The organism is Kribbella qitaiheensis (assembly GCF_042657745.1).
Lineage (GTDB): Bacteria > Actinomycetota > Actinomycetes > Propionibacteriales > Kribbellaceae > Kribbella > Kribbella qitaiheensis.
In genome coordinates this window covers 355,619-378,200 of sequence record NZ_JBHSKE010000048.1, presented here as the reverse complement: position 1 = coordinate 378,200, position 22,582 = coordinate 355,619, and the positions used below count along the sequence as shown (strand labels likewise).

The window sequence follows — 22,582 nt, the reverse complement described above, 5'->3', positions numbered from 1 at the left end:
ACACCCACCGACGCGTGTTGACATCCGGTCCCGGGACTCGACCCCTTGAGCAGGGGATTATGAGGGCCATGGCAGCACCACCGGTGGACAACGTCAGACTCCGCTAGTCCGGTTTCTCACCCCGTCTAGCCCCTCTGCCAGCGCCGTTTGACGCCATTCGCGTTACGAGCCGAGTCATGTCGCAGCGAGCTGTGTCGTCAGGTCAGAGCTTTCCTGGCTGCCGGCTCTGCTGGGTTGGACTTAGACATGCAGGGTGGGCCGGTAGGTCAGCTCTTGGGTGTGGCCGTCGAGCGTCCGGCTCTCGATCAGCTCGAGGTCGAAGTCGGCCGCACCCTGGAAGATCGGGTCCAGTCCGGTCTGGCCGGTGATCACAGGGAAGATCGTCACCTGGACGCGGTCGACCAGACCGGCGGCCATCAACGCCCGGTTCAGCGACAGGCTGCCGTTGGAGCGCAACGGCACCTCGGACTCCTCCTTGAGCCGGGCGACAAGGTCGACGGCGTCGCCGCTCACGAGGGTCGCGTCCGGCCAGTCGAGGGGTCCTTCGAGTGTGGTCGACACCACGGTTGTCGGCGGGCTCATCATCCGGGTGTTCACTGGGTCGTCCACCTTGGACTCCTCGGTGCTCGGGCCGAGCGCCTGGACGAATTGCCGATAGGTGTTGGCCCCGAGGACCATCCGCTGCCCCTCGCCGTACAAGGCGAGGCGGTGGTCGAGGAACTCGGGGCCTTGTTTGCCCCAGTAGCCGCCCCAGTCGCCGCTGCTGTTGTAGGAGCCGAAGCCGTCGAGGCTGGAGCGGCATGCTCCGACTCGTCTTCATTGACAGAGCCATTGAAAGAATCCGGCGCTGGGCAGTCGTGGCCACCGCCTAACAGGATCCGCTGGCGTGCTCTGTCCCGAACGTCCTTGGCGACCTGGTTCCCTGCAGGTCCGCAGGCACAGAACAACAAGAAGGCGGTCCCGGGGAAACCCGGGACCGCCCTTGTCTTGCGGGACTTCAGGGGATCAGAAGTCCATGCCGCCCATGTCGGGGGCACCGCCCTGGGCGGCACCGGCCTTCTCGGGCTTGTCGGCGATGACTGCCTCGGTGGTGAGGAACAGCGCCGCGATCGAGGCTGCGTTCTGCAGCGCCGAACGGGTGACCTTGGCGGGGTCGATGATGCCGGTGGCGATCAGGTCGACGTACTCACCGGTCGCGGCGTTCAGACCGTGACCCGGCTCGAGGTTGCGAACCTTCTCCACCACGACGCCGCCCTCGAGGCCGGCGTTCACGGCGATCTGCTTCAACGGCGCCTCGACCGCGGACCGCACGATGGCGGCACCGGTGGCCTCGTCACCTTCGAGCTCCAGCTTCTCGAACGCGATCACGCTCGCCTGCAGCAGAGCCACGCCACCACCGGCGACGATGCCCTCTTCGACGGCCGCCTTCGCGTTGCGAACGGCGTCCTCGATGCGGTGCTTGCGCTCCTTCAGCTCGACCTCGGTGGCCGCGCCGACCTTGATCACCGCAACGCCACCGGCCAGCTTGGCCAGCCGCTCCTGCAGCTTCTCGCGGTCGTAGTCGGAGTCCGACTTCTCGATCTCGGCGCGGATCTGGTTGACCCGGCCGGAGATCTGGTCGGCGTCGCCCTGGCCCTCGACGATGGTCGTCTCGTCCTTGGTGACGACGATCTTGCGGGCCTGGCCCAGCAGCTCCAGGTCCACGGAGTCGAGCTTGAGGCCGACCTCCTCGGAGATCACCTCGCCGCCGGTGAGGACGGCGATGTCGACGAGCATGGCCTTGCGGCGGTCACCGAAGCCCGGCGCCTTGACGGCGACGGTCTTGAAGGTGCCCTTGATCTTGTTCACGACCAGGGTCGCCAGGGCCTCGCCCTCGATGTCCTCGGCGATGATGGCCAGCGGCTTGCCGGTCTGCATCACCTTCTCCAGCACCGGGACCAGGTCCTTGATGCTGGAGATCTTGCTGTTCACGATCAGGATGTACGGGTCGTCGAGGACCGCTTCCATCCGCTCGGTGTCCGTCACGAAGTACGGCGAGATGTAGCCCTTGTCGAAGCGCATGCCCTCGGTGAGCTCGAGCTCCAGACCGAAGGTGTTGCTCTCCTCGACGGTGATGACACCTTCCTTGCCGACCTTGTCCATCGCCTCTGCGATGATCTGGCCGACCTGGCTGTCCGCGGCGGAGATCGAGGCGGTGGCCGCGATCTGCTCACGGGTCTCGACCGGCTTCGCCAGCGCGAGCAGCTGCTCGCTGACGGCCTCGACAGCCTTCTCGATGCCCTTCTTCAGGCCCATCGGGTTGGCGCCGGCGGCGACGTTGCGCAGACCCTCACGAACGAGAGCCTGGGCCAGCACGGTGGCCGTGGTGGTGCCGTCACCAGCGACGTCGTCGGTCTTCTTGGCAACTTCCTTGACGAGCTCGGCCCCGATCTTCTCGTACGGGTCCTCGAGCTCGATCTCCTTGGCGATGGAGACACCGTCGTTGGTGATCGTGGGGGCGCCCCACTTCTTCTCCAGCACGACGTTGCGACCCTTGGGGCCGAGCGTCACCTTCACGGCGTCGGCGAGGGTGTTCATACCCCGCTCGAGGCCACGGCGCGCCTCTTCATTGAAAGAAATCAGCTTGGGCATTCTCCGCGAGTCCTCCCGCGTCGAGTTTTTGGTTCAGCCGGCCGGATGCCCGCGACGGACGGTACTTTCGGTGCGGCGGTCACGTCCCGCCACCCCTCCGGTACCTCATCGAGGCCGTCTATGGTCACACTTCCCGGGCGTGGGTGGTTATCACTCTCGCCCGGCGAGTGCTAACCAAGTATTAGCACTCGACCCAACCGAGTGCAAGCCGGACCCCATCCCCTGAACAGCGGCCGCCACCCGGCGCTACCGTGCTGCGGTGACTCTGGATGTGCGGCCGGCCGGGCCGGAGCGGTGGGACGACGTGGTCGCCGTGATGGGCGAGCGCGGCGACCCGTCCCGCTGCTTCTGTCAGTACTTCCGGCTCCGCGGCAAGAAGTGGTCCGACGCCTCCCCCGCCGCCCACCGCTCGGCCCTGGAGTCCCAGGTCTGCGCCGACGTCCCACCCGGCGTCCTGGCCACCGACGAAACCGGTACGCCGGTCGGCTGGTGCGCGGTGGCTCCACGCTCCGCCTACCCCCGGGTGGTCGCCTCCCCGAACTGGCGCGGCGGCGATCCCGACGCCTGGGCGATCACCTGCTTCGTCGTACCGGTCGGTCATCGGCGACAGGGCGTAGCCGGGGAACTCCTGATCGGAGCGATCGACTTCGCCCGCAAGCAGGGCGCACAGCACGTCGAGGGTTGCGCGGTGGACACCGCCGCGACCGGCAGAACCTCGTCCGCCGACCTGTACCGCGGTCCGCTGTCGGTGTTCCTGGCAGCCGGCTTCAAGGAGGTCAGCCGGACTTCCCCACAATGGGTTCTGGTCCGCCGGACGACTAGACCCGCGCGACGAACTTGATCTCGAGGAGTTGCTCGGGGAAGGCCAACCTGGTGACACCGACCAGCGTGCTCGCCACCTGGGGGTCCTCCCGCCGGTAGGCCGCCTTGCGCACTTGGCCCGCCACCGCGAAGGCCGCGTCGATGTCGAGCACGTAGAGGACCTCCTCGACCACGTCGTCGAGCGAGGCACCGAAACGGCGCAGCAACTCCTCGGCGTTCTGGTACGTCTGGCGCATCTGCTCGCCCATCGCGGAGAAGTCCGTCACCACACCGTGCTCGTCGACCGGCGCCGGCGCTACCAGGTCGCTGCCCTGGTGGGACAACTGCCCGGAGACGTAGATGGTGTCCCCACGCTGGATCGCCTGCACGTAGCCGTAGGCGTCCTCCCACGGAACCCCGAGGTTCTCCACACGTGTACTGGTCACGTTGCTCCCAACGGAGAAGATGAATGCTGAATCAACCGTAGGAGTCGTGGACCGCTGTCACCAGGGAGGGCGATGCCAAAGTGAGCAAGGATGGTGCCATGTCCGGACTGACGGTCGCGATCCTCGCCGTACCGCGTCTCATCACGCTCGACCTCAGCATTCCCCTGCACGTCCTGGGCAGGCACAGCGGCTACCAGGTGATCGTCTGTGGCGAGGTCATGGCCACCCATCCGCTGTCCGCGGCTGCGACCGCCGACATCGTGGTGGTGCCGGGCTTCGATCGTCCGGAGGCGCCACTCCCGGCGGAGTACCTCGACACGATCCGGCTCAGCGCCGACCGTGGCGCCCGCATCCTCGGCATCTGCACCGGAACCCTCGCTCTGGCGGCTGCCGGGATCCTGGACGGACGCGACGCGACCACCCACTGGGAGTACGTCGCCTGCCTGCGCGAGGACTATCCGCTGGTGAACGTGCTCGAGAACCGGCTGTTCGTCGAGGACGGCAAGATCCTGACCTCGGCCGGTGGCGGAGCCGCGATCGACGCCTGCCTGCACGTGATCGCGTCGGACTTCGGCGCGGCAGCGGCGTACGAGGCGGGGAAGCACGTCGTCGCCGGTCCGGCCCGCAGCGGCGACCAACGGCAGTATGTCGACGTCCTGACCCCGCCGCGCTCGGACCTGTCCGCCACCAGGGAATGGGCGATGCAGAACATCGGGGAACCGCTCACCGTGCAGCAAACGGCCGATCACGGCAACCTGCCGCGCAGGACGTTCATCCGGCATTTCGAGCGCGAGACCGGGCTACCGCCGATGCGCTGGGTCGTCCTTCAGCGGATCCTCAGCGCCCGCCGCCTGCTGGAGGAGTCGGACTGGCCGGTCGAGCGGATCGCGTCCGCCACCGGCTTCGGCACCGCCGCGAACTTCCGCTCGGCCTTCCGCCGCGAGGTCGGCACCACCCCCAGCACTTACCGCAAGTCGAGCCAGGTGGATGAGGCATGACCGCCGGAGAGTATGAGGTCACGGTCGAGCGGGACCTGACGTACGCGACCGTCGAGGGCGAGGACCTGCGCCTCGACATCTACCGTCCCGCCGAACCCGATACGCCGGTCGTCGTCTACGCACACGGCGGCGGGTGGAGCATAGGAGACAAGGTCCAGGACGGCCCCAAGCGACTCGCCCCGCTGGCCGCGTTCGGCGTGACCGTGGTGTCTGTCGACTACCGACTCGCCCCGCGCGCGGTGTTCCCCCAGCAGCTGCACGACCTCAAAGGAGCCGTGCGCTGGCTGCGGGCGCATGGGCCGAGCCTCGGGCTCTCTACCGACCGGATCGGGATGTGGGGTGCTTCGGCAGGCGCGTACCTCGGGTCCTTGCTGGCCCTGTCCGACGGCGACAGCGAACTGGAAGGTGCAGTCGGCGGCAACCACGGCCAGCCCAGCGCAGTACAGGCTGTGGTGCATTGGTTCGGGCAGACGGATCTGGCGGCGTCGGCGGCGCGCACTGAACTGGAGGCGCAGCTGCTGCCGTTCCGGTTCGAGGCAGACCTGCTGGGCACGGCCGATCCGGCTCAGCTGGCCGAGCGGGCCCGGGGTTCAGTCTGCTGACGCGGGTCTCACCGCAGGCGCCGCCGTTCATGATCGTCCACGGCGACCGCGACCGCATCGTTCCTCCCGCGGAGGGATTCGCCCTGCACGACGCACTCGCCCGGGCCGGCGCCCGGAGCCGCTTCGAACTGCTGGCGGGTGCCGGGCATGAGGATGCCGAGTTCGACAGTCCGCCGAACCTCGCGACCACGGCCGCCTGGCTGCGCGCAGTACTGCGTTGAGCCCGACGGCTAGGGCCGCTCGTCCAGCTGGGCTATCAGGTACTTCGGGGCGGTCAGGCGCCACGCCTCGGTGAGGAGTTCGCGGAGTTCGTCCTCATCGGCAGCGGCGAGGTCGGCCTCCAGCCAGCCGAAGCGGCCCGCGGACCAGGACGGCGTGTAGGCCTCGGGATCCTCCGCGACCATCGCCTCCTGCTCCTCGCGCAGCGCCTTCAGCATCACCGAGGTCTCGTCCCCGGACAGGTAGACGAACCCTTTGTTCTTCACCTTGAACGCGGGTTGTCCCGCCCAGCCCTCGTGCTCCTCCACCCCGGGCAGCCCGAGCATCAGCTTCTGCACAGCCGCAGCATCCATGCTCCGACGGTAAGACCCGGCACCGACAAACCTGACGAAAGTCGTCAGGGGCGCCGACGACCGGCGCTGACCGGGGTCAGGGATGGGACCAGGGTCGGGTCGGTACCGATCCTGATGTGGACCAGGGCCTGCGTGCAGCAACCTTATGGACATGACGAACTCCACCGCACCCTTCTCGAACCTGTCCGGCAAGACCCTTCGCCGATCGCGCGACCAGCGGATGCTCTCGGGCGTCTCGGGCGGCCTCGCTGAGTACTTCAGCATCGACGCCACGCTTGTCCGGCTCGCCATCGTCGGCCTGACCCTGATCACCGGCGGTACCGCGCTGATCGGCTACGTGATCGCGTGGATCGTGATGCCGGAGGCCGACGGCAAGGCCGTCTGGCAGAACGTCCAGCAGAACCACCAGCAGTCCAACCCCGAGTCGGACATCGCCGCCCGGATCTATGACGACAAGCCGCCGGCGGCCTGACGGTCCCTGCACGGCAGCAAGCTGACCAGCCTCCTGATAGGCCCGAGGCGCCCTCACCCTGCTGCCGTGCAGTCCGTCCCTCCGGCCGTCTCAGGCCGATCCGCCTGAGACGGCACCAACCCCAACCGAAGCAATCCGAAGCAACAAGCCGAAGCGGTGTCACACTGCTTCGGTGCAGACCCAAGAGGGCGTCACTCGTTGCCCCCAATGCGCCCAGCAGATCCGCCTTGACCGGCGATACGTCACCTGGTGCGACAAGTGCGACTGGAACGTCGACCCGTCGTCGGCTGAAGCCGACCAGCCCGCCTGGCGACAACGGCTCGAGCAACGCCTCGCCGACACGCTGTACCGCGAACTCGAGCGCGGTGGCATCCACCGCCCGGGATGGGACGCCGCCCGGCTCGGGGCATACCTGTTGTCGGCACTAGTACTACTTCTTCCTCTGGCCGGCCTTCTCGGCGGTGTCGCCCTGCTGACCTTCTACCGCCCGCTCTGGCTCAGCATCCCGCTGTCGGTGATCCCCTTCGGCATGGCGGTCCTCCTCCGTCCCCGAGCCCACCGGCTGGACCCTGACGCCCACCTCCTGTACCGGGAGCAGGCGCCTGCCCTGTTCGCGCTGCTGGACGAGATCGCCGCGGCGATCGGGACGAAGCCGATCGCAGCCGTGACCGTCGACGCAGAGCCGAACATCTGGTTCGCCCCGATCGGCTGGCGCTTCCGCCCGGTGATCGGTATCGGCCTGCCGCTCTGGACCGGCCTCGGGCCGCAAGAGCGGGTCGCGATCCTCGCGCACGAGCTCGGGCACGGCAAGAATGGCGACGCCCGGCATGGCTGGGTGGTCGGTGCGGCCGCCCAAGTGCTCGACGAACTCCGGAAGACCTTCAGCGAGCAGCCGTACGACCGGTACCGCGAGGACGTCGCGTACGCAGTCTGGCTGGACCACGATCCGACCCCGGCACTCGTCACCAGGATCCTGAACGCCGTTATCGGTGGCGCGGCGCGCAGCTATGCCTGGCTGTTGGAGAAGGTGAACTTCCGCAGCAACCAGCGGTCGGAGTACCTCGCGGACCGTAAGGCGGCGGAGATCGCCGGCTCCGACGCGACCGCCTGGGCGCTGGAGCGGACGTTGCTCGCTGAGTCCTCCTGCCGGGCACTCGAGCGCGCACTGCGCTTCGACAAGGACGTGGAACCGCTGGAAGCGGTACGCCGGGCCGCCGCCGAGGTCCCTGCCCGCGAGATCGAGCGACAGGTTCGCCTCAGCCGGTTGCGCGACACCCAGATCGACTCGACGCACCCGCCGACGTACCTGCGCACGAAGCTGGTCCGGACCAGGCCCGCCCAGCACGCGCTCGTAGTACTAGGGACGGATCAGGCTCGGGCCATCGACCAGGAGCTGAAGCCGACGGCCGAGGTTGTGCTCGAAGAGTTGCGGCAGGAGTTGCCGCGTTAGACCTTGAGGGTCTTCTTGGCTGCGACGGCGACCGCTACGTCGGGGTGGTCGGCGAAGACGCCGTCGATGCCGGTGGCGGCGAAGCGGTCCAGTTCACCGGCGAGGTCGAGGCCGGTCGGGAGGAAGCGGCGCTCCGCGCGGAAGGTCCAGGGCTGAACCGACAGGCCGGCGCGGTGTGCCTGGTCCACCAGGCGGGTCGGCTCGCCGAGGCACCCGGCCGAGGTCCGCGGGATGACCAGGTCCTTGTGCGGTGCCAGCACCTGCGCGTACGTCGAGATCTCGCGCAGCCCGGCGGGTTCGATCAGGTCGGCGAAGGTCCGGCCGTCGCCGTGCCGGAGGAAGTCGTTGGGCGCGCTCTCGCAGTCCACCAGTTGCACCAGCGGGACCTCGGTCATCACCGAGAGGCGGCGCAGGCTGGTCGGCTCGAACGACTGGATCATCACCTCGCCCTTGTGCAGGCCGAGGGCGTCCAGGCGTTCCGCGAGCAGTTCCTCCAGCGGCAGCCCGAGGTGGCGAAAGTACGCCGGGTGCTTGATCTCCGGGATCACCCCGATCGGGCGGCCGAGCCGGGCCGACTCCTGCCGGGCCATCGCGACCACGTCGTCGAAGGTCGGGATCGGCTCGCGCCCGTCGTACGCCGTGTTGGCCGCGCGGAGGGCGGGCATCCGTTCCCGGGCTCGGAGGGTGCTGAGCTCGGCGTAGGTGAAGTCCTCGACGAACCACCCGGTGACCGCGGTGCCGTCGACGATCTTGGTGATCCTGCGGTCGGCGAACACCGCGTGGTCCGCGACGTCCGTCGTACCGGAGATCTCGTTCTCGTGCCGGGCGACCAGGACGCCGTCGAGCGTGGCGACCAGGTCGGGTTCCAGGTAGTCGGCCCCCAGGGCCGCAGCCAGGCGGTACGCCGCCGGCGTGTGTTCCGGGCGGTAGCCACTCGCTCCCCGATGCGCGATCACCAGCATGGAGCCAGCACAGGCGGTGCAGGTGGCGGCCCAGGAACTCGTTGCCCAACGCAAGATGAAGCCGGAACACCAAGTGTGTTCTCCCGGTCTCGGTCGGCTACGGCCTGGGAAGTGACCGTCCGGCGCTCGGGTGCCCTTTAATTCGAATGCTTTTGTCGGTGGCCACGCATAGCCTCGAAGGGTTATGAGACAACTTCCCGTCGCCGATCCCGGCACACCTGATCACCGCTCGCCGGCCCGCTACCTGTTGTGGGTGGCCAGCGGTCAGAAGGCCACGCTCGTGGGCGGGATGGCGTTCGGCATCCTCTGGATGGGAGCGCAGGCGTTCGTGCCGGCGATCCTCGGCAAGGCGATCGACGAGGGCATCGCCGCGGGCGACACCGAGCGGCTGCTGCTGTGGACCACCGCGCTGTTCGCGGTCGGCGTGCTGCAAGCGCTCGCGGGCATCATGAGGCACCGGTTCGCGGTGGTGAACTGGCTGAGCGGCGCCTACCGCACGGTCCAGGTCGTCACCCGCAAGTCGGCGGACCTCGGCGCCACGCTGCCGAAGAACCTGGCCACCGGTGAGGTCGTCAGCGTCGGCGCCAGCGACCTGGCGTACATCGGGAATGTGCTCGAGGTGGTCGCCCGGTTCGCCGGCGCGATCGTCGCCTTCGTCGTGGTCGCGGTGATCCTGCTCTCCTTGTCGACGCTGCTCGGTCTGGTCGTGCTGATCGGCGTGCCCGTCATGCTGTTCTGCCTGGGCCCGATGCTGCGGCCGCTGCACAAACGGCAGTCCGCGCACCGCGAGGCGGTCGGCGAGCTGAACTCGCTCGGCTCGGACATCGTGGCCGGTCTACGGGTGCTTCGCGGGATCGGCGGCGAGGACTCGTTCTCGACGCGGTACCGGCGCGAGTCGCAGCGGGTTCGCGGCGCGGGCGTGAAGGTGGCCCGGATCCAGTCGGTGCTCGACGCCGCCCAGGTGTTCCTGCCCGGCATCTTCATCGTGATCGTGGTCGGTCTCGGCGCGCATTTCGCGCTCCGGGGCGAGCTGAGCGCGGGCACGCTGGTCGCCTTCTACGGCTACGCGACGTTCCTGGTGATGCCGCTGCGGACCGCGACCGAGGCCGCCGACAAGCTGATGCGCGGCCTCGTCGCCGCCCGCCGGGTGAACCGGGTGCTGTCGCTGACCTCCGACATCGTCGACCCTGCGACCCCAGTCGGGCTGCCGGATCGTGGCGACCTCGTCGACCCCGTATCCGGCATCCGTGCCCGCGACGGCCTGCTGACCGCGATCGTCTCGGCCGAGCCCGACCGCGCCGCAGTGCTGGCCGACCGCCTCGGCCGATACGACGACTCCAGCGAGGTCCGCTACGGCGGGGTCACGCTGGCGAGTGCGACCCGTGCGGATGTGCGCGGGCGGATCTTCGTCAGCGATACCGGCGCGCAGATGTTCACCGGGACGCTGCGCGAAGAGCTCGACCCGAACGGCCGGCGCAGCGACGAGGAGTTGATGGCCGCGATGCATACCGCGTCGGCCGAGGACGTGCTCGTCGCGCTGACCGACGGGCTCGACTCCACGGTCGAGGAGAAGGGCCGCTCATTCTCCGGCGGACAGCGGCAGCGACTGGTTCTCGTTCGCGCGCTGCTGGCCGACCCGTCGGTGCTGGTGCTGGTGGAGCCGACCTCCGCGGTGGACGCGCACACCGAGGCGCGGATCGCGGAGCGGCTCCGGGAGCACCGCGCCGGGCGGAGCACCGTCGTACTTACGTCGAGCCCGTTGCTTCTCGACCGCGTCGACGAGGTGATCTTCGTGGCGGCCGGCCGAGTGGTTGCTGTTGGCGAGCACCGCGAGCTGCTCGACACCGATCGGCAGTACCGCAGGACCGTGACCAGGCAGACCGAAGAGGAGGAGGTGCTCGCATGAGGCAGATGCTGCCCGTGGCGGACTCCGCCGAGGTGCGCCGTCACGCCCGCCGACTGGCCCGGCGGCACCCGCGGGAGCTGCTGATCACGATGGGGCTGCACTCGCTGGCCGCTGTGTCCGGACTGGCCGCGCCGCCGTTGATCGGCAGGCTGGTCGAGGACGTCCAGCAAGGCACCACCGCAGGCAAGGTGAACCAGATCATTCTGGTGATCGCGGTGTTCATCGTCGCGCAGTCGCTGCTCACCCGGTGGGCGCGGTACCGCTCGTTCGCGCTTGGCGAGCAGGTGCTGGCTGAGCTACGCGAGGAGTTCGTCGACAACGCCCTCGCGCTGCCGATCGGCACGGTCGAGCAAGCCGGCACGGGTGACCTGCTGTCGCGCACCTCGCGCGACGTGGACGCGCTGTCGAGGACCGTGCGGTTCGCGGTGCCGGAGACGATCGTGGCGTTTGTGACCGTGCTGTTCACGGTCGGCGCGACCCTGCTCGTCGGCGTCTGGGTGCTCGTCCCGCTGCTCGCGATGGTGCCGGTGCTCGCGCTGAGCACCCGGTGGTACCTGCGCCGCGCCAAGGACGGGTACCTGCGGGAGAACGCGGCGTACGCGCAGATGACGAGCTCGCTCGCCGAGACCGTCGAAGGCGCCCGCACCGTGGAGGCCCTCCAGCGGTACGACGACCGCGTGCGGCGTACCGACCGGGACATCCGCGGGTCGTACAACGCCGAGCGGTACACGTTGCACCTGCGCACGGTGTGGTTCCCGGTGGTGGAGGTCGGGTATCTCGTCCCGATCGTCGGCACGCTGCTCTTCGGCGGCTGGCTGCACATCAACGGGCACGTCTCGCTCGGCGCGGTCACCGCAGCTGTGCTGTATGTGAACCAGCTGATCGATCCGGTGGACCGGCTGATCTCCTGGATGGACGAGTTGCAGGTTGGTGCGGCTTCACTGGCCCGGCTGCTCGGCATCACCGACGTGCCGGACGACCGGACGCCCTCGGGACGCGCTCCCGACGGCGAGGTGGTCGCCGCACGCGACGTTCGCTTCTCGTACGTCGACGGCCGGGACGTGCTGCACGGGGTGGAGCTCACCGTCCAGCCGGGCGAACGGATCGCGATGGTCGGACCGTCCGGCGCGGGCAAGTCCACCCTGGGCCGGCTGGTCGCGGGCATCCACCCGCCGCGCACGGGCTCCGTCACGGTGGGCGGCGTCGGGATGACCGAACTACCGCTGGACGAGCTGCGCAAGCAGGTCGCGCTGGTCACCCAGGAGCACCATGTCTTCGTCGGCACGCTGCGGGACAACCTGGTGATGGCGCGCGCAGACGCCTCCGACGGCGACCTGCTCGATGCGCTCGAGGCTGTGGATGCTCGTGAGTGGGCCGAGGCTCTGCCCGACGGGCTGGACACTCGGGTCGGCTCGGGGCAGGTCGCGTTGACGCCGGCGCAGGCGCAGCAATTGGCACTTGCCCGGCTGGTGCTGGCCGATCCCCACACGCTGGTGCTCGACGAGGCGACCTCGCTGATCGACCCGCGAGCCGCTCGCCACATGGAGCGTTCGCTGGCAGCGGTGCTCGAGGGTCGTACGGTGATCGCGATCGCCCACCGCCTCTACACCGCGCACGACGCGGACCGGGTCGCCGTGGTTGAGGACGGCCGGATCAGCGAGCTCGGCAGCCACGACGAATTGGTCGCGCGGCAGGGTTCGTACGCCGCCCTCTGGAACTCCTGGCACGGCTGAGCTCCAGGCACGGTCAGCTGGCGCGGCTGAGCAGGCGCGGCTGAGCCCGCATGGTCGGTAAACGCGAAAGGCCCTGCTCCTCGACGACCATGTGAACCCGCCGAGGAGCAGGGCCCTTCGGCTTCCTAGCGGTGCTTGGCCGCTAGGAGTGTGGCGTTTGTCGTGAGTTTTCAGGCGGCCTTTGCAGGCGTTCGTGGTCGATGCGGCTGCGGACGTGGCGGTCGATGGTGGCCAGTGCTTGTCGGGCTTCGGTGGGGGCGGGGGGTGGTCGGCGAGGAGGGGGCTGAGGAGGCGGTCGTGGACTTTGGTGGAGAAGATCGCGACTCGTTGTCCGATCGGGAAGAGCACCGTGCCGATCGGTCCGTCGGGTGTGAGGTCGTAGGTGTTGGTTCCTTGCCGTCGCTGGATGAGCCGGTTGAGGCGGAGGGGGGCGAGGTCGTCACCGTCGCCATAGCCCAGGCTGTCCCGCGCCATGGCACCCACGCCAGCCCCACACTCGGCGGTCAGAGGCGAAGCCTCCCTGGTGCTGTGGGGGTTCGCTGCCTCCTCTGGGGGTTACCCCACTGCCCTGGGGTTACCCATTGCTCTGGGGGTTACCCCACTGTTCTGACAGTGGGCGAACCCCCACGGCGCGGGCGGAGCACACTCTGCGGCTGCGCGGGCGAGGTTTCGCGCCCTCGGGGGGTCCGCTAGTGCTGTGGGGGTTGGCTGCCTCCTCGGGGGGTTACCCCACTGTTCTGACAGTGGGCGAACCCCCACAGCACGGGCGGAGCACACTCTTCGGCTGCGGCGGACGAGGTCTCGCGCCCTCCGGGGGTGCACTGGTGCTCTGCGGGTTCGCTGCCTCCTCTGGGGGTTACCCCACTGCTCTGGGCGTTACCCCACTGCTCTGGGCGTTACCCCACTGCTCTGGGCGTTACCCCACTGCTCTGGGGGTTACCCCACTGCTCTGACAGTGGGCGAACCCCCACGGCACGGGCGGAGCACACTGTGCGGCTGCGCGGGCGAGGGTTCGCGCCCTCCTGGGGTCCGCTAGCGCCCTGCGTCGGATGTTGTTTGAGTGATTGCGGTGGTCGGGTGCGTGCCTGGGCGCCGCAAGCGCCGAAGAACATCCGACGCAGGGCGCTAGGATTTGGTCCGGCCACGCTTGCGCAGGACCAGGACGGCGGAATCGACATGGGGTGGTGGGGTGAAAGCCTTGCGGGGAAGGCGAATCCCGATCGACAGGTCGTAGTACCGGCTCCAGCGGGCAGCCGCGGGCGCATCGTGGTTGGCCCAGCGGTTCACCAATTGGCGCTGCAGCACGAGATCCGCCGACACCAGGCGTGAACCGGGCTTGAGCAGTCTCTTCAGCAGAGCGGTAGAGATCCCGTACGGCGGGCTGGAGACGACCCGGAACGGCCTGTTGGGCAGCCGGAGATCACCAGCATCAGCACGAACCACCGTCACCGGCGAATCCGCGAACCGCCGACGCAACCGGTCGGCACGACCAGGGTGGAGCTCTACGGCGACCACCTGGGCTCCGGCCCGTACCAGCGGCGCGGTCAGCGCACCGAGGCCGGCACCGACGTCGAGGACGAGTTCACCGGGTCTGACCCCGGCTTCGTCCACGACGCGTTGGGCCCAACGACTATCGAGCGGATGCCATCCCCAGGCACCCCTCGCCTGCCCGGAGCCGGGCACGACGAACCATCACGAAGAAGTTGTTAGACATGCATCGACCCTAGAGTGCGGATCGCCTTGCTTTCAAAGCATTTTCACCGCCCTGCCGAATCTTGGGGGCTTCAGAGTTCTTCCGGCGCCGCGCCGAGCGACTCGACAGTCGCGGTGGTCCGCCGCTCGGCCAGCTCCAGCCGGGACCTGCGGGTGTCCGAGATCCCGGGCTTCGCCAGCTCACGCCGTACGTCGAGAACGCGGACGGGCAGGGCGTCCGTCATCAGCAGCGGCGCGTACTCCGCCTGCTCGACCTTCCAGCGGTCCCCCGACCTCTGGAAGGCGAAGCGGACCAGCAATCCCTCCGCCTTCGGGCTGTCCGGCTCGCGATGCGCGGCGACGAGGTTGCCGAGGCCGTAGGCGACCCACCTCCCGTTGAGCTGCTGGAGCGGCTGTACTACGTGCGCGTGGTGCCCGAGCACGAGGTCGATGTCGCTGTCGGCAAGCAACTGGGCAGCCACGTCCTGCTGCTGGAAGTTGACGGACTTGGAGTACTCGTCGCCCCAGTGGCAGCTGACCACGACGATCTCGGCACCGTTGTCCCGGGCCTTGTGTGCCATCGCCTTGATCTTGGGTACGTCGAGCTTCCCGGCCCGCCAGGTCTCGCCGTCTGGATAGGGCATGCCATTGAAGCCGTAGGTGTAGCTGAGCAGAGCGACCTTGACGCCTTGCACGCTGACGATCGTGGGAGTCGCCGCTTCCTCTGGAGTACGCGCGGTACCGGTGTGCTTCAGGCCTGCCTTGTCGAGTGTGTCCAGCGTGCGATCCACGCCAGTCGCGCCCTTGTCGAAGCTGTGGTTGCTGGCGGTCGAGCAGGCGTCGTACCCGGTCTGCTTGAGCGCCGGGACGATCTGCGGCGGGCTCTGGAAGAGCGGGTAGCCGGAGTACGGCGTACCGAGTGGGGTCTCGAGGTGGCAGACGGCCAGGTCGGCCGACTCGACCAGGGGTTTGACACCGGCCAGCAGTGGAGCGAAGTCCCAGGCGCCGTTGGTGCCGTCGCGTTTGGCCGTCGTCCACAACCGCTCGTGCAGCAGGACGTCACCGGTCGCCACCAAAGTGATCCGGTCAGGTTCGCTCTTGGCTGTCGGGATGGTGCCCTTCGACGCGGTCGAGGTCCTGGCCGACGGGGTGGTCTCCGCAGCCTGTGTGTCCGCGATGCAGCCGGTCAGAGCCGTCGTGCCCGCGAGCAGCAGGATTGCTGCCAGCAACCGTGTCTTCACGCCGTCGTCCTTCGTCCCCGGAGTTGCCGGTGCTTGCTCGCCGGCTTGCTGGTGAGACGTCTTGGAGGACGCGAAAGTTGAAGGAGCTAGGCGATCAGGCCGCTCTTGCGCTTGGCTGGTTTGGTGTCCTGACAGGCCAGCACCAGGTCGTCGAGAGACAGGTCGAGGGTGGCGGCGACGGCCGCGACGGTGAACAGCGCGGGGGTCGGGATCCGGCCGGTCTCGATCTTGCGGAGGGTGTCGACGGACACCCCGCAGGCGGCGGCGACGTCGACCATGCTCCGCTCGCCGCGGGCCTCGCGCAGCAGGGCGCCGAGTTGCCGTCCGCGTTCGCGGTCCCAACTGGAGAGCGGTGGTCGAACCATGAGCGTGATAATAGTACCGGTATAACTATCACGCGAAGTTGAGGACTCAGAAGATGGTGGAACTGAAGACGGCGGCGGAGATCGAGCAGATGCGCACCGCCGGCCAGGTGGTCGCCGCCGCGCTCACCGCGGTCAAGAAAGAGGCTGCCGTCGGCGTCTCTCTGCGCGAACTGGATGAGGTCGCCCGCGACGTACTGCGGACGGCCGGGGCGGTCTCGCTGTTCGAGGGGTATCAGCCCGGCTTCGCGACCAGCCCGTTCAGCGGAGTCATCTGCACGTCGGTCAACGACGCGGTGCTGCACGGACTGCCGAGCGACGTAAGGCTGGCGGACGGCGACCTGCTGAACGTCGACTGCGGCGCCTCGGTCGAGGGGTGGTGCGCGGACTCGGCCATGAGCTTCGTCGTCGGTACGCCGCGGGCCGAGGACCTCGAGTTGATCGCTACCACGGAGAAGGCGCTCGCGGCCGGGATCGCCGCGGCTGTCCCCGGCGGACGACTGGGTGACGTCGGCGCCGCGATCGGCGCTGTCGGACATGCCGCCGGCGTCGGCACCAACCTGGACTTCGGCGGCCACGGGATCGGCCGCCGGATGCACGAGGACCCTCACATTCCCAACGGCGGCCAGCCGGGCCGCGGCCTCAAGCTCCGTCCCGGCCACGTGATCGCGATCGAGCCGTGGTTCTGGCAGGGCCCCGGCACCGTCTACGTCATCGACGAGGACGGCTGGACCCTCCGCTCCGCCGACCACACCCGCGGTGCCCACGCCGAACACACCGTCGCCATCACCGACCACGGCCCAGAAATCCTCACCGCCCGCTGAGCCGCAGGCCACCAGATGACTGGCGCTAGAAGAGCGGCTGCTGTTCTGGGCCTGGGGTGGCGGCCGGGACGGGGGCTGCTGGGTGGCGGGACCTGCCGCCAGAGCGGCCGCGGTCGGGCCGGCGGTTCGGGCCTCGGAAGCGGTCGTCGGAAGGGTCTGGTTCACCCCAGCCGGAGTCTGAGCCTGGGCCGGAGGCTTCGACGACGCCGTTGGTCGAGCGGATGCCGGCACCCATCGCCGTGGTGGACCGGGACTCCGAGGCGGAGCTCGATCGGTGGCGGGAGGCTCGGCCGAAGCCATGCTTGTCGAGGAGTGGGCGGACCTTGTCCTCGAAGGCGTTGCGGAAGCTGGGCAGGGCGTTGGTGCCGTGCGAGTAGAGCTGGTCGTAGCGGCTCACCAGGTCGGGGCGTTCCTGCGCGAGCCAGGACATGAACCACTCCTTCACGCCGGGCCGCAGATGCAGGACCAGCGTGGTGACTCCGGTGGCGCCCGCCGCGGCGAGCTCGCCGAAGAGGTGGTCGAGCTGCTCCGACGAGTCCGTCAGCCACGGGAGCACCGGGGCGACCATCACGCCGCACGGCAACCCCGCCTCGCGGATCGCGCGGATCAGCTCCAGCCGCCCGCGCACCGACGGAACCCCCGGCTCGACCAGCCGCCGGAGCTCCTCGTCGGCGAGCGCGAGCGACACCCCGAGCCCGACCGGGACCTGCTCGGCCGCGGCCACCAGCAGATCCAGGTCGCGCCTGAGCAGAGTCCCCTTGGTCAGGATCGACAGCGGAGTACCGGAGGCGGCCAGCGCCTCGATGATGCCGGGCATCAGCCGGTAGCGCCCCTCGGCCCGCTGGTACGGATCCGTATTGGTGCCCAGGGCAACCTGTTCACCACGCCATGACGGCCGGGCCAGTTCGCGCCGCAGTACGTCCGCGACGTTCGTCTTCACCACGATCTGCTGGTCGAAGTCGAGTCCCTGGTCCAGTTCGAGGTACCGGTGGGTCGGCCGGGCGAAGCAGTACCGGCAGGCATGGGTGCAGCCGCGGTACGGGTTGATCGTCCAGTTGAACGGCAACCCCGTCCCCGGCACCGAGTTCAGCGCGGAGCGCGCCAGCACCTCGTGGAAAGTGATCCCCTGGAATTCCGGCGTGGTCACACTCCGGACCAGCCCGGCGATCGACCCCAGGCCCGGCAACGTCCCCGGTGTCTCCGCTTCGATTCGCTGCCCGGCCCATCGCATGGACTATAGTCGAACACATGTTCGCCGGGCTTTCAACTCGCCCACCGCCGGGCCGTCCGGTCAGCGGAATGCGTCCGCATTGGCCTCGACCCACTCCCGGTACGTCGTCGCCGGGCGCCCCGTCACGTCCAGCACGGTCGTCTCGGGCGTCATCCGGAACTCCGACATCATCCGGAACCCGTCCAGCAACCACTCGGCCGACTCCGGCCCCATCACCGGCGTCCAGAGTTCCAGCGCCTGCGCGTGGGTCAACTCCTCGAACTTCAACTCCCGCCCGATCGCCGCGCCGATCGCCGCGACCTCCTCGGGCTGGGTGATCGCCTCGGGCCCGCTCATGGTCAACTTCCGCCCGGTGTAACTCTCGTCGAGCAGGACCACGCGGGCCACTGCCGCGATGTCCGCCAGGTCGATCGGAGTCTGCACGGCCGCCGGATAAGGCGCCCGGACGATCCCCTCCGCCTTGATCGAGCCGGCCCAGTCGAGCGTGTTGTTCATGAACTGCCCCGGCCTCAGATGCACCCACTCGAACCCGGCATCCTCGATCGCCCGTTCCACCTTGTAGTAGTGCCACGCCGCGGGATCCCCCTGCGCCTCGTACTCCGCGGGCTCCCCCGACAGCACGACGACCCGCCGTACGCCGGCCCCCTGCGCAGCGGCGACGAAGTCGTCCACATACGCGGGCAGCGGCGCCAGATACACCGTGTCCACCCCGGCCAACGCGGCGGGCAGCGTCGCCGGACGCCCCAGATACCCCTCGGCCACTTCGACTCCGCCTGGCAGGGTCGCCTTCACCGGGTTCGCCGTCAGTGCCCGCACCGGCGCACCCGCCGCCACCAACTCATCGACCAGCAGCCGCCCGACGCTGCCCGTCGCCCCGGTCACCAGGATCGTCATCAGCCCCTCCTCCACTCCGGTCCAGTTTTCGTAGGGTATACGAGAATAGCCTCGCAGCGCCTATGAGAAAGTTCGGCGACGACAGTGCACGACTCGTCGATCGGCTGGACGGCGCGCATGGCGGGGAGGTTTGGGATGGTGGAGCGCAGTGGTGGGGGGCCGGCAGGGCGGACGCTCGCGTTGCTCTGGCGGAATCACCGCGAGCGAACGGCTGAGGAGGTCCCGCCCAGGTTGGGGCGCAAGCCGACCCTGGACCTGGACGCGGTGGTCACCGCGGCCATCGCGCTGGCCGACGCGCAAGGTCTTGCCGCCGCCTCGATGAACGGGGTGGCGAAGGAGCTCGGGGTCGGCACGATGACGCTCTACACGTACGTGCCGTCCAAGGATGAGCTGCTCGATCTGATGGTCGACCAGGTCCTCGGCGGACGCGAACTTCCCGGCCCCGGCGAACCACGCCCGGCCGATTGGCGCGACCAGATCGAGCTGTACTCCGAGCAGACCCGCGCGATGTTCCACCGGCACCCCTGGCTCGCGCGAATCTCCACGATCCGCCCGCCCGTCGGTCCCGGCATGCTCGCCGGCCGGGAGTACCTGCTGTCCGCGTGCGCAGTACTGGGACTGCCCGCGCGTCAGACGAACACCGCCGCGCTGGCGATCACGACGTACGTCGACTCCGCGGCCGGGCTGGAGGCCGAGAGCGAACAGGTGGAGCGCACCACCGGGCAGAGCAACGACGCCTGGTGGCACGAGCGGAACGACCTGTGGGAGACGTACTTCGACGTCGAGCGGCACCCCACCATGACGGCGATCTGGAACGCGAACGGGTACGGCGACGGCACCCGTGAGGCCGCAGACGAGTCCTACCGCTTCGGCCTGGACCGCCTGCTCGACGGCATCGAGGCCCTCACGGCGAACGAACGCTGAGGTTTACTCGCTGAGCGTGGCCTGCCGGCTGGCGACATTACTGCGGGCGTTGGAGGCACTTTCGAGCTGACCGATCGACTCGTAGAGCTCCACTCCAGAACTGTAGGCGCTCGCCTGGATGCTCAGATGTCGAGGGAGATCCAGGCCGGGTCGTGGTCAGTACCGTCGCGGGCCAGTTTGCGGCGGCGGCCGATGAACGCGCCGGTCAGCCTCGGCGCCAGCCCGGGTGACAGCCAGATCTGGTCGATCAGATCGAACGTGCGCGGCTGGCCGGACTCCTTGAAGGTCGACGTCCACGCCGGGCTCGCGGGCAGGTCGACCGTCGTCTTCACCATCCCCACCTCGGTCGGCGTCAGCAGCGCGTTGACCAGCCCGGCCTGCTCGTACGCCACCAGCGCCGACGAGTCCGGGGTGTCGTTCATGTCGCCGCACAGCAGGTACCGCTGGCGGGTGCTGGTCCGGTTCGCGATGATCCGGACGATCGTCTCGGCCTGTCGCCGGCGCAGGAGTTCCGCGGCGGCCGCGGCCTCGACCGGGTTCGGCACGGTGAAGTCGACGAACTTCGACTTCAGGTGCGTCCCGAACACGGTCAGCACCTTCCGGCCCTTGGAGTCCAGGATCTCCGCCTCGACCAGGTCGCGGGAGAAGATCGGCCGGGACGAGTCGTCCGGGTGGAACGTGCGCTGGTAGCTCGTCACCCCACCGAGCGGCCGCCGCGACAGGATCCCGATGTCGATGAACCGGGTCGAGTCGTTGCCGTCGATCACCATCACGTGCTGGTAGGACCCGTTCAGGTGCTCGCGGTTGAACTCCCGCAGTACGTCGACGTTCTCGACCTCCTGCACGATCCACACGTCCACATCCGCCCCGAGCAACCGCTCGGCGATCCGGTTCGTGTCCTCGGCCGGCTTCGACACCAGCAACTTGCCGCGCCCGTCGAGTTGCAACCGCCGCCGATGCTCGTCATCGAAGGTGTAAGTCGCCGGCACCGTGCTCGTCCCCGCCGCCAGCACCTCCACCGGCCCCGGCGAAGTTCCACCGGTCGAACAGGTTGTTGAGATTGAAAGTCCCCACCGTCAGCGCCATCAATTACTCCCCAGGCCTCGTGCTGTACCCAAACCGTACGGCCACCAGCACTCTTCGTCACCATGACCGCGCCGCTGGAAGTAGACATCGAAGGACACCTGCAGACCCTCCCACGCCAGGGCCACTGCATGGTGGGGGCCCGGTCGTCTTTGTGCGTGGCAGGATGCGGGCCATGCGACTCGAGTTCCGAAGTCACGGGCCGGTCGGCGCAGAGCCGTTGGTGTTGTTGCACGGGTTGACGTCGGATGGGTCGTCGTTCGATTGGGTCGTCGGCGCGCTTGCCGAAAAGTGGCGGGTGTACGTGCCTGACCAGCGCGGCCACGGTCGGACCGGACCCGCCGACGCCTACACATTCGAGCTGCTGGCCGCGGATCTGGGCGAGTTCCTCGATGCGCACGACCTCACCGCGCCGATCCTGGTCGGTCATTCGATGGGCGCGGTCGCGACCTACCTGCACGCCGCCCGGCGCCCGGACCGCGCCGGTCCACTCGTGCTCGTCGAGCCACCGCCACCGTTCCCGCAGTACCGGCCGGTCCCGGAGCGCCCGGACGGCCCGATCGAGTACGACTGGGCCGCACGGGTCGCTCTCGTCGGGCAGGTCAACGCCCCCGATCCAGGCTGGCTCGACGAGCTCGTCGCAATCCGAGCTCTCGCACTGGTCGTCGGCGGCGGTCCTACCAGTCCTTTCCCGCAGGAACAGATGCGTGCGATGGCCGACCGGATCCCCCGCGGCACCTTCCAGGAGATCCCGGTTGGCCACGGCGTCCACCGAGAGGCGCCGACGGAATTCGTGGCGACACTCACCGCATTTCTCGACCAGAAGCACTGACGGTCCGCGCGTAGTGGTCGGCGATCTCGTCACTCGTCGTCAACCAGACGTCGCTGTGGTTGGCCGCGTAGGCGAGCGCCTGGTCGAGGTACTTGTGGCGGAACGGCTGACCGATGACGAACGGGTGCAGGGCGAGCGCCATGACTCGTCCGCTGTCGCCGGAGTCCGCCACCAACTGATCGAGGTGATCGGTGAACATCTGCAGAAACTGCGGCCCGGTGAGGCCCTTGAAGCCGAAGATGCCCAGGTCGTTCAACTCCACCGTGTAGGGCACGCTCAGCATTCCGGGGACGGACAGCGGGAAGGGCTGATCGTCGCTCGTCCAATCCAGCACGTACTGAAGACCCAGCTCGCTGAGGAGCCTGGGCGTGTTGAACGTCTCCGTGAGCCCTGGCCCCATCCAGCCGCGGGGCCGCTGGCCGGTGGCCTTCTCGATCGTGTCCACGATGTCGAGGAGTTCCTTGCGCTCGGCCTCGACGTCGAGGTCGGTGTGGAGCACGGAGTTGGTCCTGCCATGAGCGAGCCACGCCCAGTCCCGCCGGTGTCCGGCCTCGATGATCTGCGGGTAGCACTCGGCGACCTCAGAGTTGAGCAGGACGCTGGCACGGATTCCGTGCCGGTCCAGGGCCTCGATGAGCCGCCACACCCCGGCGCGTACGCCCTAGTCGCGCCATCCGTAGTTGAGCGCGTCCGGAAGAAGCGAGGCGGTGCCCTCGTAGATGGTGGTGGACGGCTTGTCCACGTGGAAGTGCTCGATGTTCAGGCCGACGTAGAAGGCGACCCGCTTGCCATCGGGCCAGTGGATCGGCGCGCGGTCCGTGATCGGCGAGTACTCGTAAAGCGTGTTCTCCATCAGTTCTCCTCAGTCGTGAGCGGTAAGACTCATCCTGAAACCTTCACATGAATGTGAAGGTCAACCCCCGATG

Annotated in this window: 24 protein-coding genes; 11 read left to right on the top strand and 13 right to left on the bottom strand. The window is 68.6% G+C overall.

Annotated features, from left to right (window positions below; all coding sequences use genetic code 11):
- Positions 1-240: 240 nt before the first annotated feature.
- Positions 241-699, bottom strand: coding sequence for a dihydrofolate reductase family protein (locus tag ACFPJ1_RS30745; RefSeq protein WP_380109208.1), 459 nt, complete (start codon positions 697-699; stop codon positions 241-243).
- Positions 700-1,005: 306 nt separating this feature from the next.
- Positions 1,006-2,631 (bottom strand): chaperonin GroEL, encoded by a 1,626-nt coding sequence (groL, locus tag ACFPJ1_RS30740; RefSeq protein ID WP_132298513.1) that lies wholly within the window; start codon positions 2,629-2,631, stop codon positions 1,006-1,008.
- A gap of 259 nt (positions 2,632-2,890) precedes the next feature.
- On the opposite strand from groL, the gene ACFPJ1_RS30735 reads away from it, so the two are divergent.
- Complete coding sequence (locus tag ACFPJ1_RS30735; protein WP_380109207.1) at positions 2,891-3,472, top strand: GNAT family N-acetyltransferase; 582 nt, start codon at positions 2,891-2,893, stop codon at positions 3,470-3,472.
- On the opposite strand, the gene ACFPJ1_RS30730 is transcribed toward ACFPJ1_RS30735, so the two are convergent.
- Positions 3,450-3,878: a Rid family hydrolase gene (locus tag ACFPJ1_RS30730; RefSeq protein ID WP_380109206.1), complete on the bottom strand. Its 429-nt coding sequence runs from the start codon at positions 3,876-3,878 to the stop codon at positions 3,450-3,452. The two genes, ACFPJ1_RS30735 and ACFPJ1_RS30730, sit on opposite strands and share 23 nt — an antisense overlap.
- Positions 3,879-3,976: 98 nt before the next feature.
- Between ACFPJ1_RS30730 and ACFPJ1_RS30725 the strand changes: the two genes are divergently transcribed.
- From ACFPJ1_RS30725 to ACFPJ1_RS30715, 3 genes are read left to right on the top strand one after another with little or no spacing between them, the layout of a single operon-like run.
- Positions 3,977-4,876: a GlxA family transcriptional regulator gene (locus tag ACFPJ1_RS30725; protein WP_380109205.1), complete on the top strand. Its 900-nt coding sequence runs from the start codon at positions 3,977-3,979 to the stop codon at positions 4,874-4,876.
- On the top strand, positions 4,873-5,478 hold the full coding sequence (locus ACFPJ1_RS30720) for an alpha/beta hydrolase fold domain-containing protein (protein WP_380109203.1): 606 nt from the start codon (positions 4,873-4,875) through the stop codon (positions 5,476-5,478). The genes ACFPJ1_RS30725 and ACFPJ1_RS30720 overlap by 4 nt, the downstream gene beginning before the upstream one ends.
- Complete coding sequence (locus ACFPJ1_RS30715; RefSeq protein WP_380109380.1) at positions 5,472-5,699, top strand: alpha/beta hydrolase family protein; 228 nt, start codon at positions 5,472-5,474, stop codon at positions 5,697-5,699. The genes ACFPJ1_RS30720 and ACFPJ1_RS30715 overlap by 7 nt, the downstream gene beginning before the upstream one ends.
- Positions 5,700-5,708: 9 nt before the next feature.
- Here ACFPJ1_RS30715 and ACFPJ1_RS30710 read toward each other — a convergent pair whose 3' ends face one another.
- Positions 5,709-6,050, bottom strand: coding sequence for an MmcQ/YjbR family DNA-binding protein (locus ACFPJ1_RS30710; RefSeq protein ID WP_380109201.1), 342 nt, complete (start codon positions 6,048-6,050; stop codon positions 5,709-5,711).
- Positions 6,051-6,201: 151 nt separating this feature from the next.
- Between ACFPJ1_RS30710 and ACFPJ1_RS30705 the strand changes: the two genes are divergently transcribed.
- Entirely contained in the window at positions 6,202-6,522 is a 321-nt protein-coding gene (locus ACFPJ1_RS30705) for a PspC domain-containing protein (RefSeq protein ID WP_241995717.1), read from the top strand.
- A 172-nt stretch (positions 6,523-6,694) separates the two neighbouring features.
- On the top strand, positions 6,695-7,972 hold the full coding sequence (locus tag ACFPJ1_RS30700; RefSeq protein WP_380109199.1) for a M48 family metalloprotease: 1,278 nt from the start codon (positions 6,695-6,697) through the stop codon (positions 7,970-7,972).
- On the opposite strand, the gene ACFPJ1_RS30695 is transcribed toward ACFPJ1_RS30700, so the two are convergent.
- Entirely contained in the window at positions 7,969-8,934 is a 966-nt protein-coding gene (locus tag ACFPJ1_RS30695; RefSeq protein ID WP_380109197.1) for a glycerophosphodiester phosphodiesterase, read from the bottom strand. The two genes, ACFPJ1_RS30700 and ACFPJ1_RS30695, sit on opposite strands and share 4 nt — an antisense overlap.
- A 184-nt stretch (positions 8,935-9,118) precedes the next feature.
- On the opposite strand from ACFPJ1_RS30695, the gene ACFPJ1_RS30690 reads away from it, so the two are divergent.
- Both ACFPJ1_RS30690 and ACFPJ1_RS30685 read left to right on the top strand, forming a co-directional pair.
- Entirely contained in the window at positions 9,119-10,840 is a 1,722-nt protein-coding gene (locus ACFPJ1_RS30690) for an ABC transporter ATP-binding protein (protein WP_380109196.1), read from the top strand.
- A complete protein-coding gene (locus ACFPJ1_RS30685) occupies positions 10,837-12,573 on the top strand; it encodes an ABC transporter ATP-binding protein (RefSeq protein ID WP_380109193.1) in 1,737 nt (578 codons plus the stop codon). The genes ACFPJ1_RS30690 and ACFPJ1_RS30685 overlap by 4 nt, the downstream gene beginning before the upstream one ends.
- Positions 12,574-13,698: 1,125 nt before the next feature.
- Here ACFPJ1_RS30685 and ACFPJ1_RS30680 read toward each other — a convergent pair.
- From ACFPJ1_RS30680 to ACFPJ1_RS30670, 3 genes are all read right to left on the bottom strand, one after another.
- Positions 13,699-14,256: an rRNA adenine N-6-methyltransferase family protein gene (locus ACFPJ1_RS30680; RefSeq protein ID WP_380109192.1), complete on the bottom strand. Its 558-nt coding sequence runs from the start codon at positions 14,254-14,256 to the stop codon at positions 13,699-13,701.
- A 101-nt stretch (positions 14,257-14,357) separates the two neighbouring features.
- A complete protein-coding gene (locus ACFPJ1_RS30675; RefSeq protein WP_380109190.1) occupies positions 14,358-15,506 on the bottom strand; it encodes a CapA family protein in 1,149 nt (382 codons plus the stop codon).
- Positions 15,507-15,592: 86 nt separating this feature from the next.
- Complete coding sequence (locus tag ACFPJ1_RS30670) at positions 15,593-15,871, bottom strand: helix-turn-helix domain-containing protein (protein ID WP_380109188.1); 279 nt, start codon at positions 15,869-15,871, stop codon at positions 15,593-15,595.
- Positions 15,872-15,924: 53 nt separating this feature from the next.
- Between ACFPJ1_RS30670 and map the strand changes: the two genes are divergently transcribed.
- Positions 15,925-16,692, top strand: a complete 768-nt coding sequence (gene map / locus ACFPJ1_RS30665; RefSeq protein WP_380109186.1) for a type I methionyl aminopeptidase — start codon at positions 15,925-15,927, stop codon at positions 16,690-16,692.
- A 25-nt stretch (positions 16,693-16,717) separates the two neighbouring features.
- On the opposite strand, the gene ACFPJ1_RS30660 is transcribed toward map, so the two are convergent.
- Positions 16,718-17,923 carry an Rv2578c family radical SAM protein gene (locus tag ACFPJ1_RS30660; RefSeq protein WP_380109184.1) on the bottom strand — a complete coding sequence of 402 codons (1,206 nt, stop codon included), beginning with the start codon at positions 17,921-17,923 and terminating at the stop codon, positions 16,718-16,720.
- Between the two features lie 60 nt (positions 17,924-17,983).
- Positions 17,984-18,817, bottom strand: a complete 834-nt coding sequence (locus ACFPJ1_RS30655) for an NmrA family NAD(P)-binding protein (protein WP_380109182.1) — start codon at positions 18,815-18,817, stop codon at positions 17,984-17,986.
- Positions 18,818-18,952: 135 nt separating this feature from the next.
- On the opposite strand from ACFPJ1_RS30655, the gene ACFPJ1_RS30650 reads away from it, so the two are divergent.
- Positions 18,953-19,741, top strand: a complete 789-nt coding sequence (locus ACFPJ1_RS30650; RefSeq protein ID WP_380109179.1) for a TetR/AcrR family transcriptional regulator — start codon at positions 18,953-18,955, stop codon at positions 19,739-19,741.
- A gap of 122 nt (positions 19,742-19,863) precedes the next feature.
- Here ACFPJ1_RS30650 and ACFPJ1_RS30645 read toward each other — a convergent pair whose 3' ends face one another.
- Positions 19,864-20,730: an endonuclease/exonuclease/phosphatase family protein gene (locus tag ACFPJ1_RS30645; RefSeq protein WP_380109177.1), complete on the bottom strand. Its 867-nt coding sequence runs from the start codon at positions 20,728-20,730 to the stop codon at positions 19,864-19,866.
- Between the two features lie 269 nt (positions 20,731-20,999).
- Between ACFPJ1_RS30645 and ACFPJ1_RS30640 the strand changes: the two genes are divergently transcribed.
- A complete protein-coding gene (locus ACFPJ1_RS30640; RefSeq protein ID WP_380109175.1) occupies positions 21,000-21,656 on the top strand; it encodes an alpha/beta fold hydrolase in 657 nt (218 codons plus the stop codon).
- Here ACFPJ1_RS30640 and ACFPJ1_RS30635 read toward each other — a convergent pair.
- Positions 21,628-22,302: a polysaccharide deacetylase family protein gene (locus ACFPJ1_RS30635; RefSeq protein ID WP_380109174.1), complete on the bottom strand. Its 675-nt coding sequence runs from the start codon at positions 22,300-22,302 to the stop codon at positions 21,628-21,630. The genes ACFPJ1_RS30640 and ACFPJ1_RS30635 overlap by 29 nt on opposite strands.
- A 15-nt stretch (positions 22,303-22,317) precedes the next feature.
- Positions 22,318-22,509, bottom strand: coding sequence for a polysaccharide deacetylase family protein (locus ACFPJ1_RS30630; RefSeq protein WP_380109171.1), 192 nt, complete (start codon positions 22,507-22,509; stop codon positions 22,318-22,320).
- Positions 22,510-22,582 lie beyond the last annotated feature (73 nt).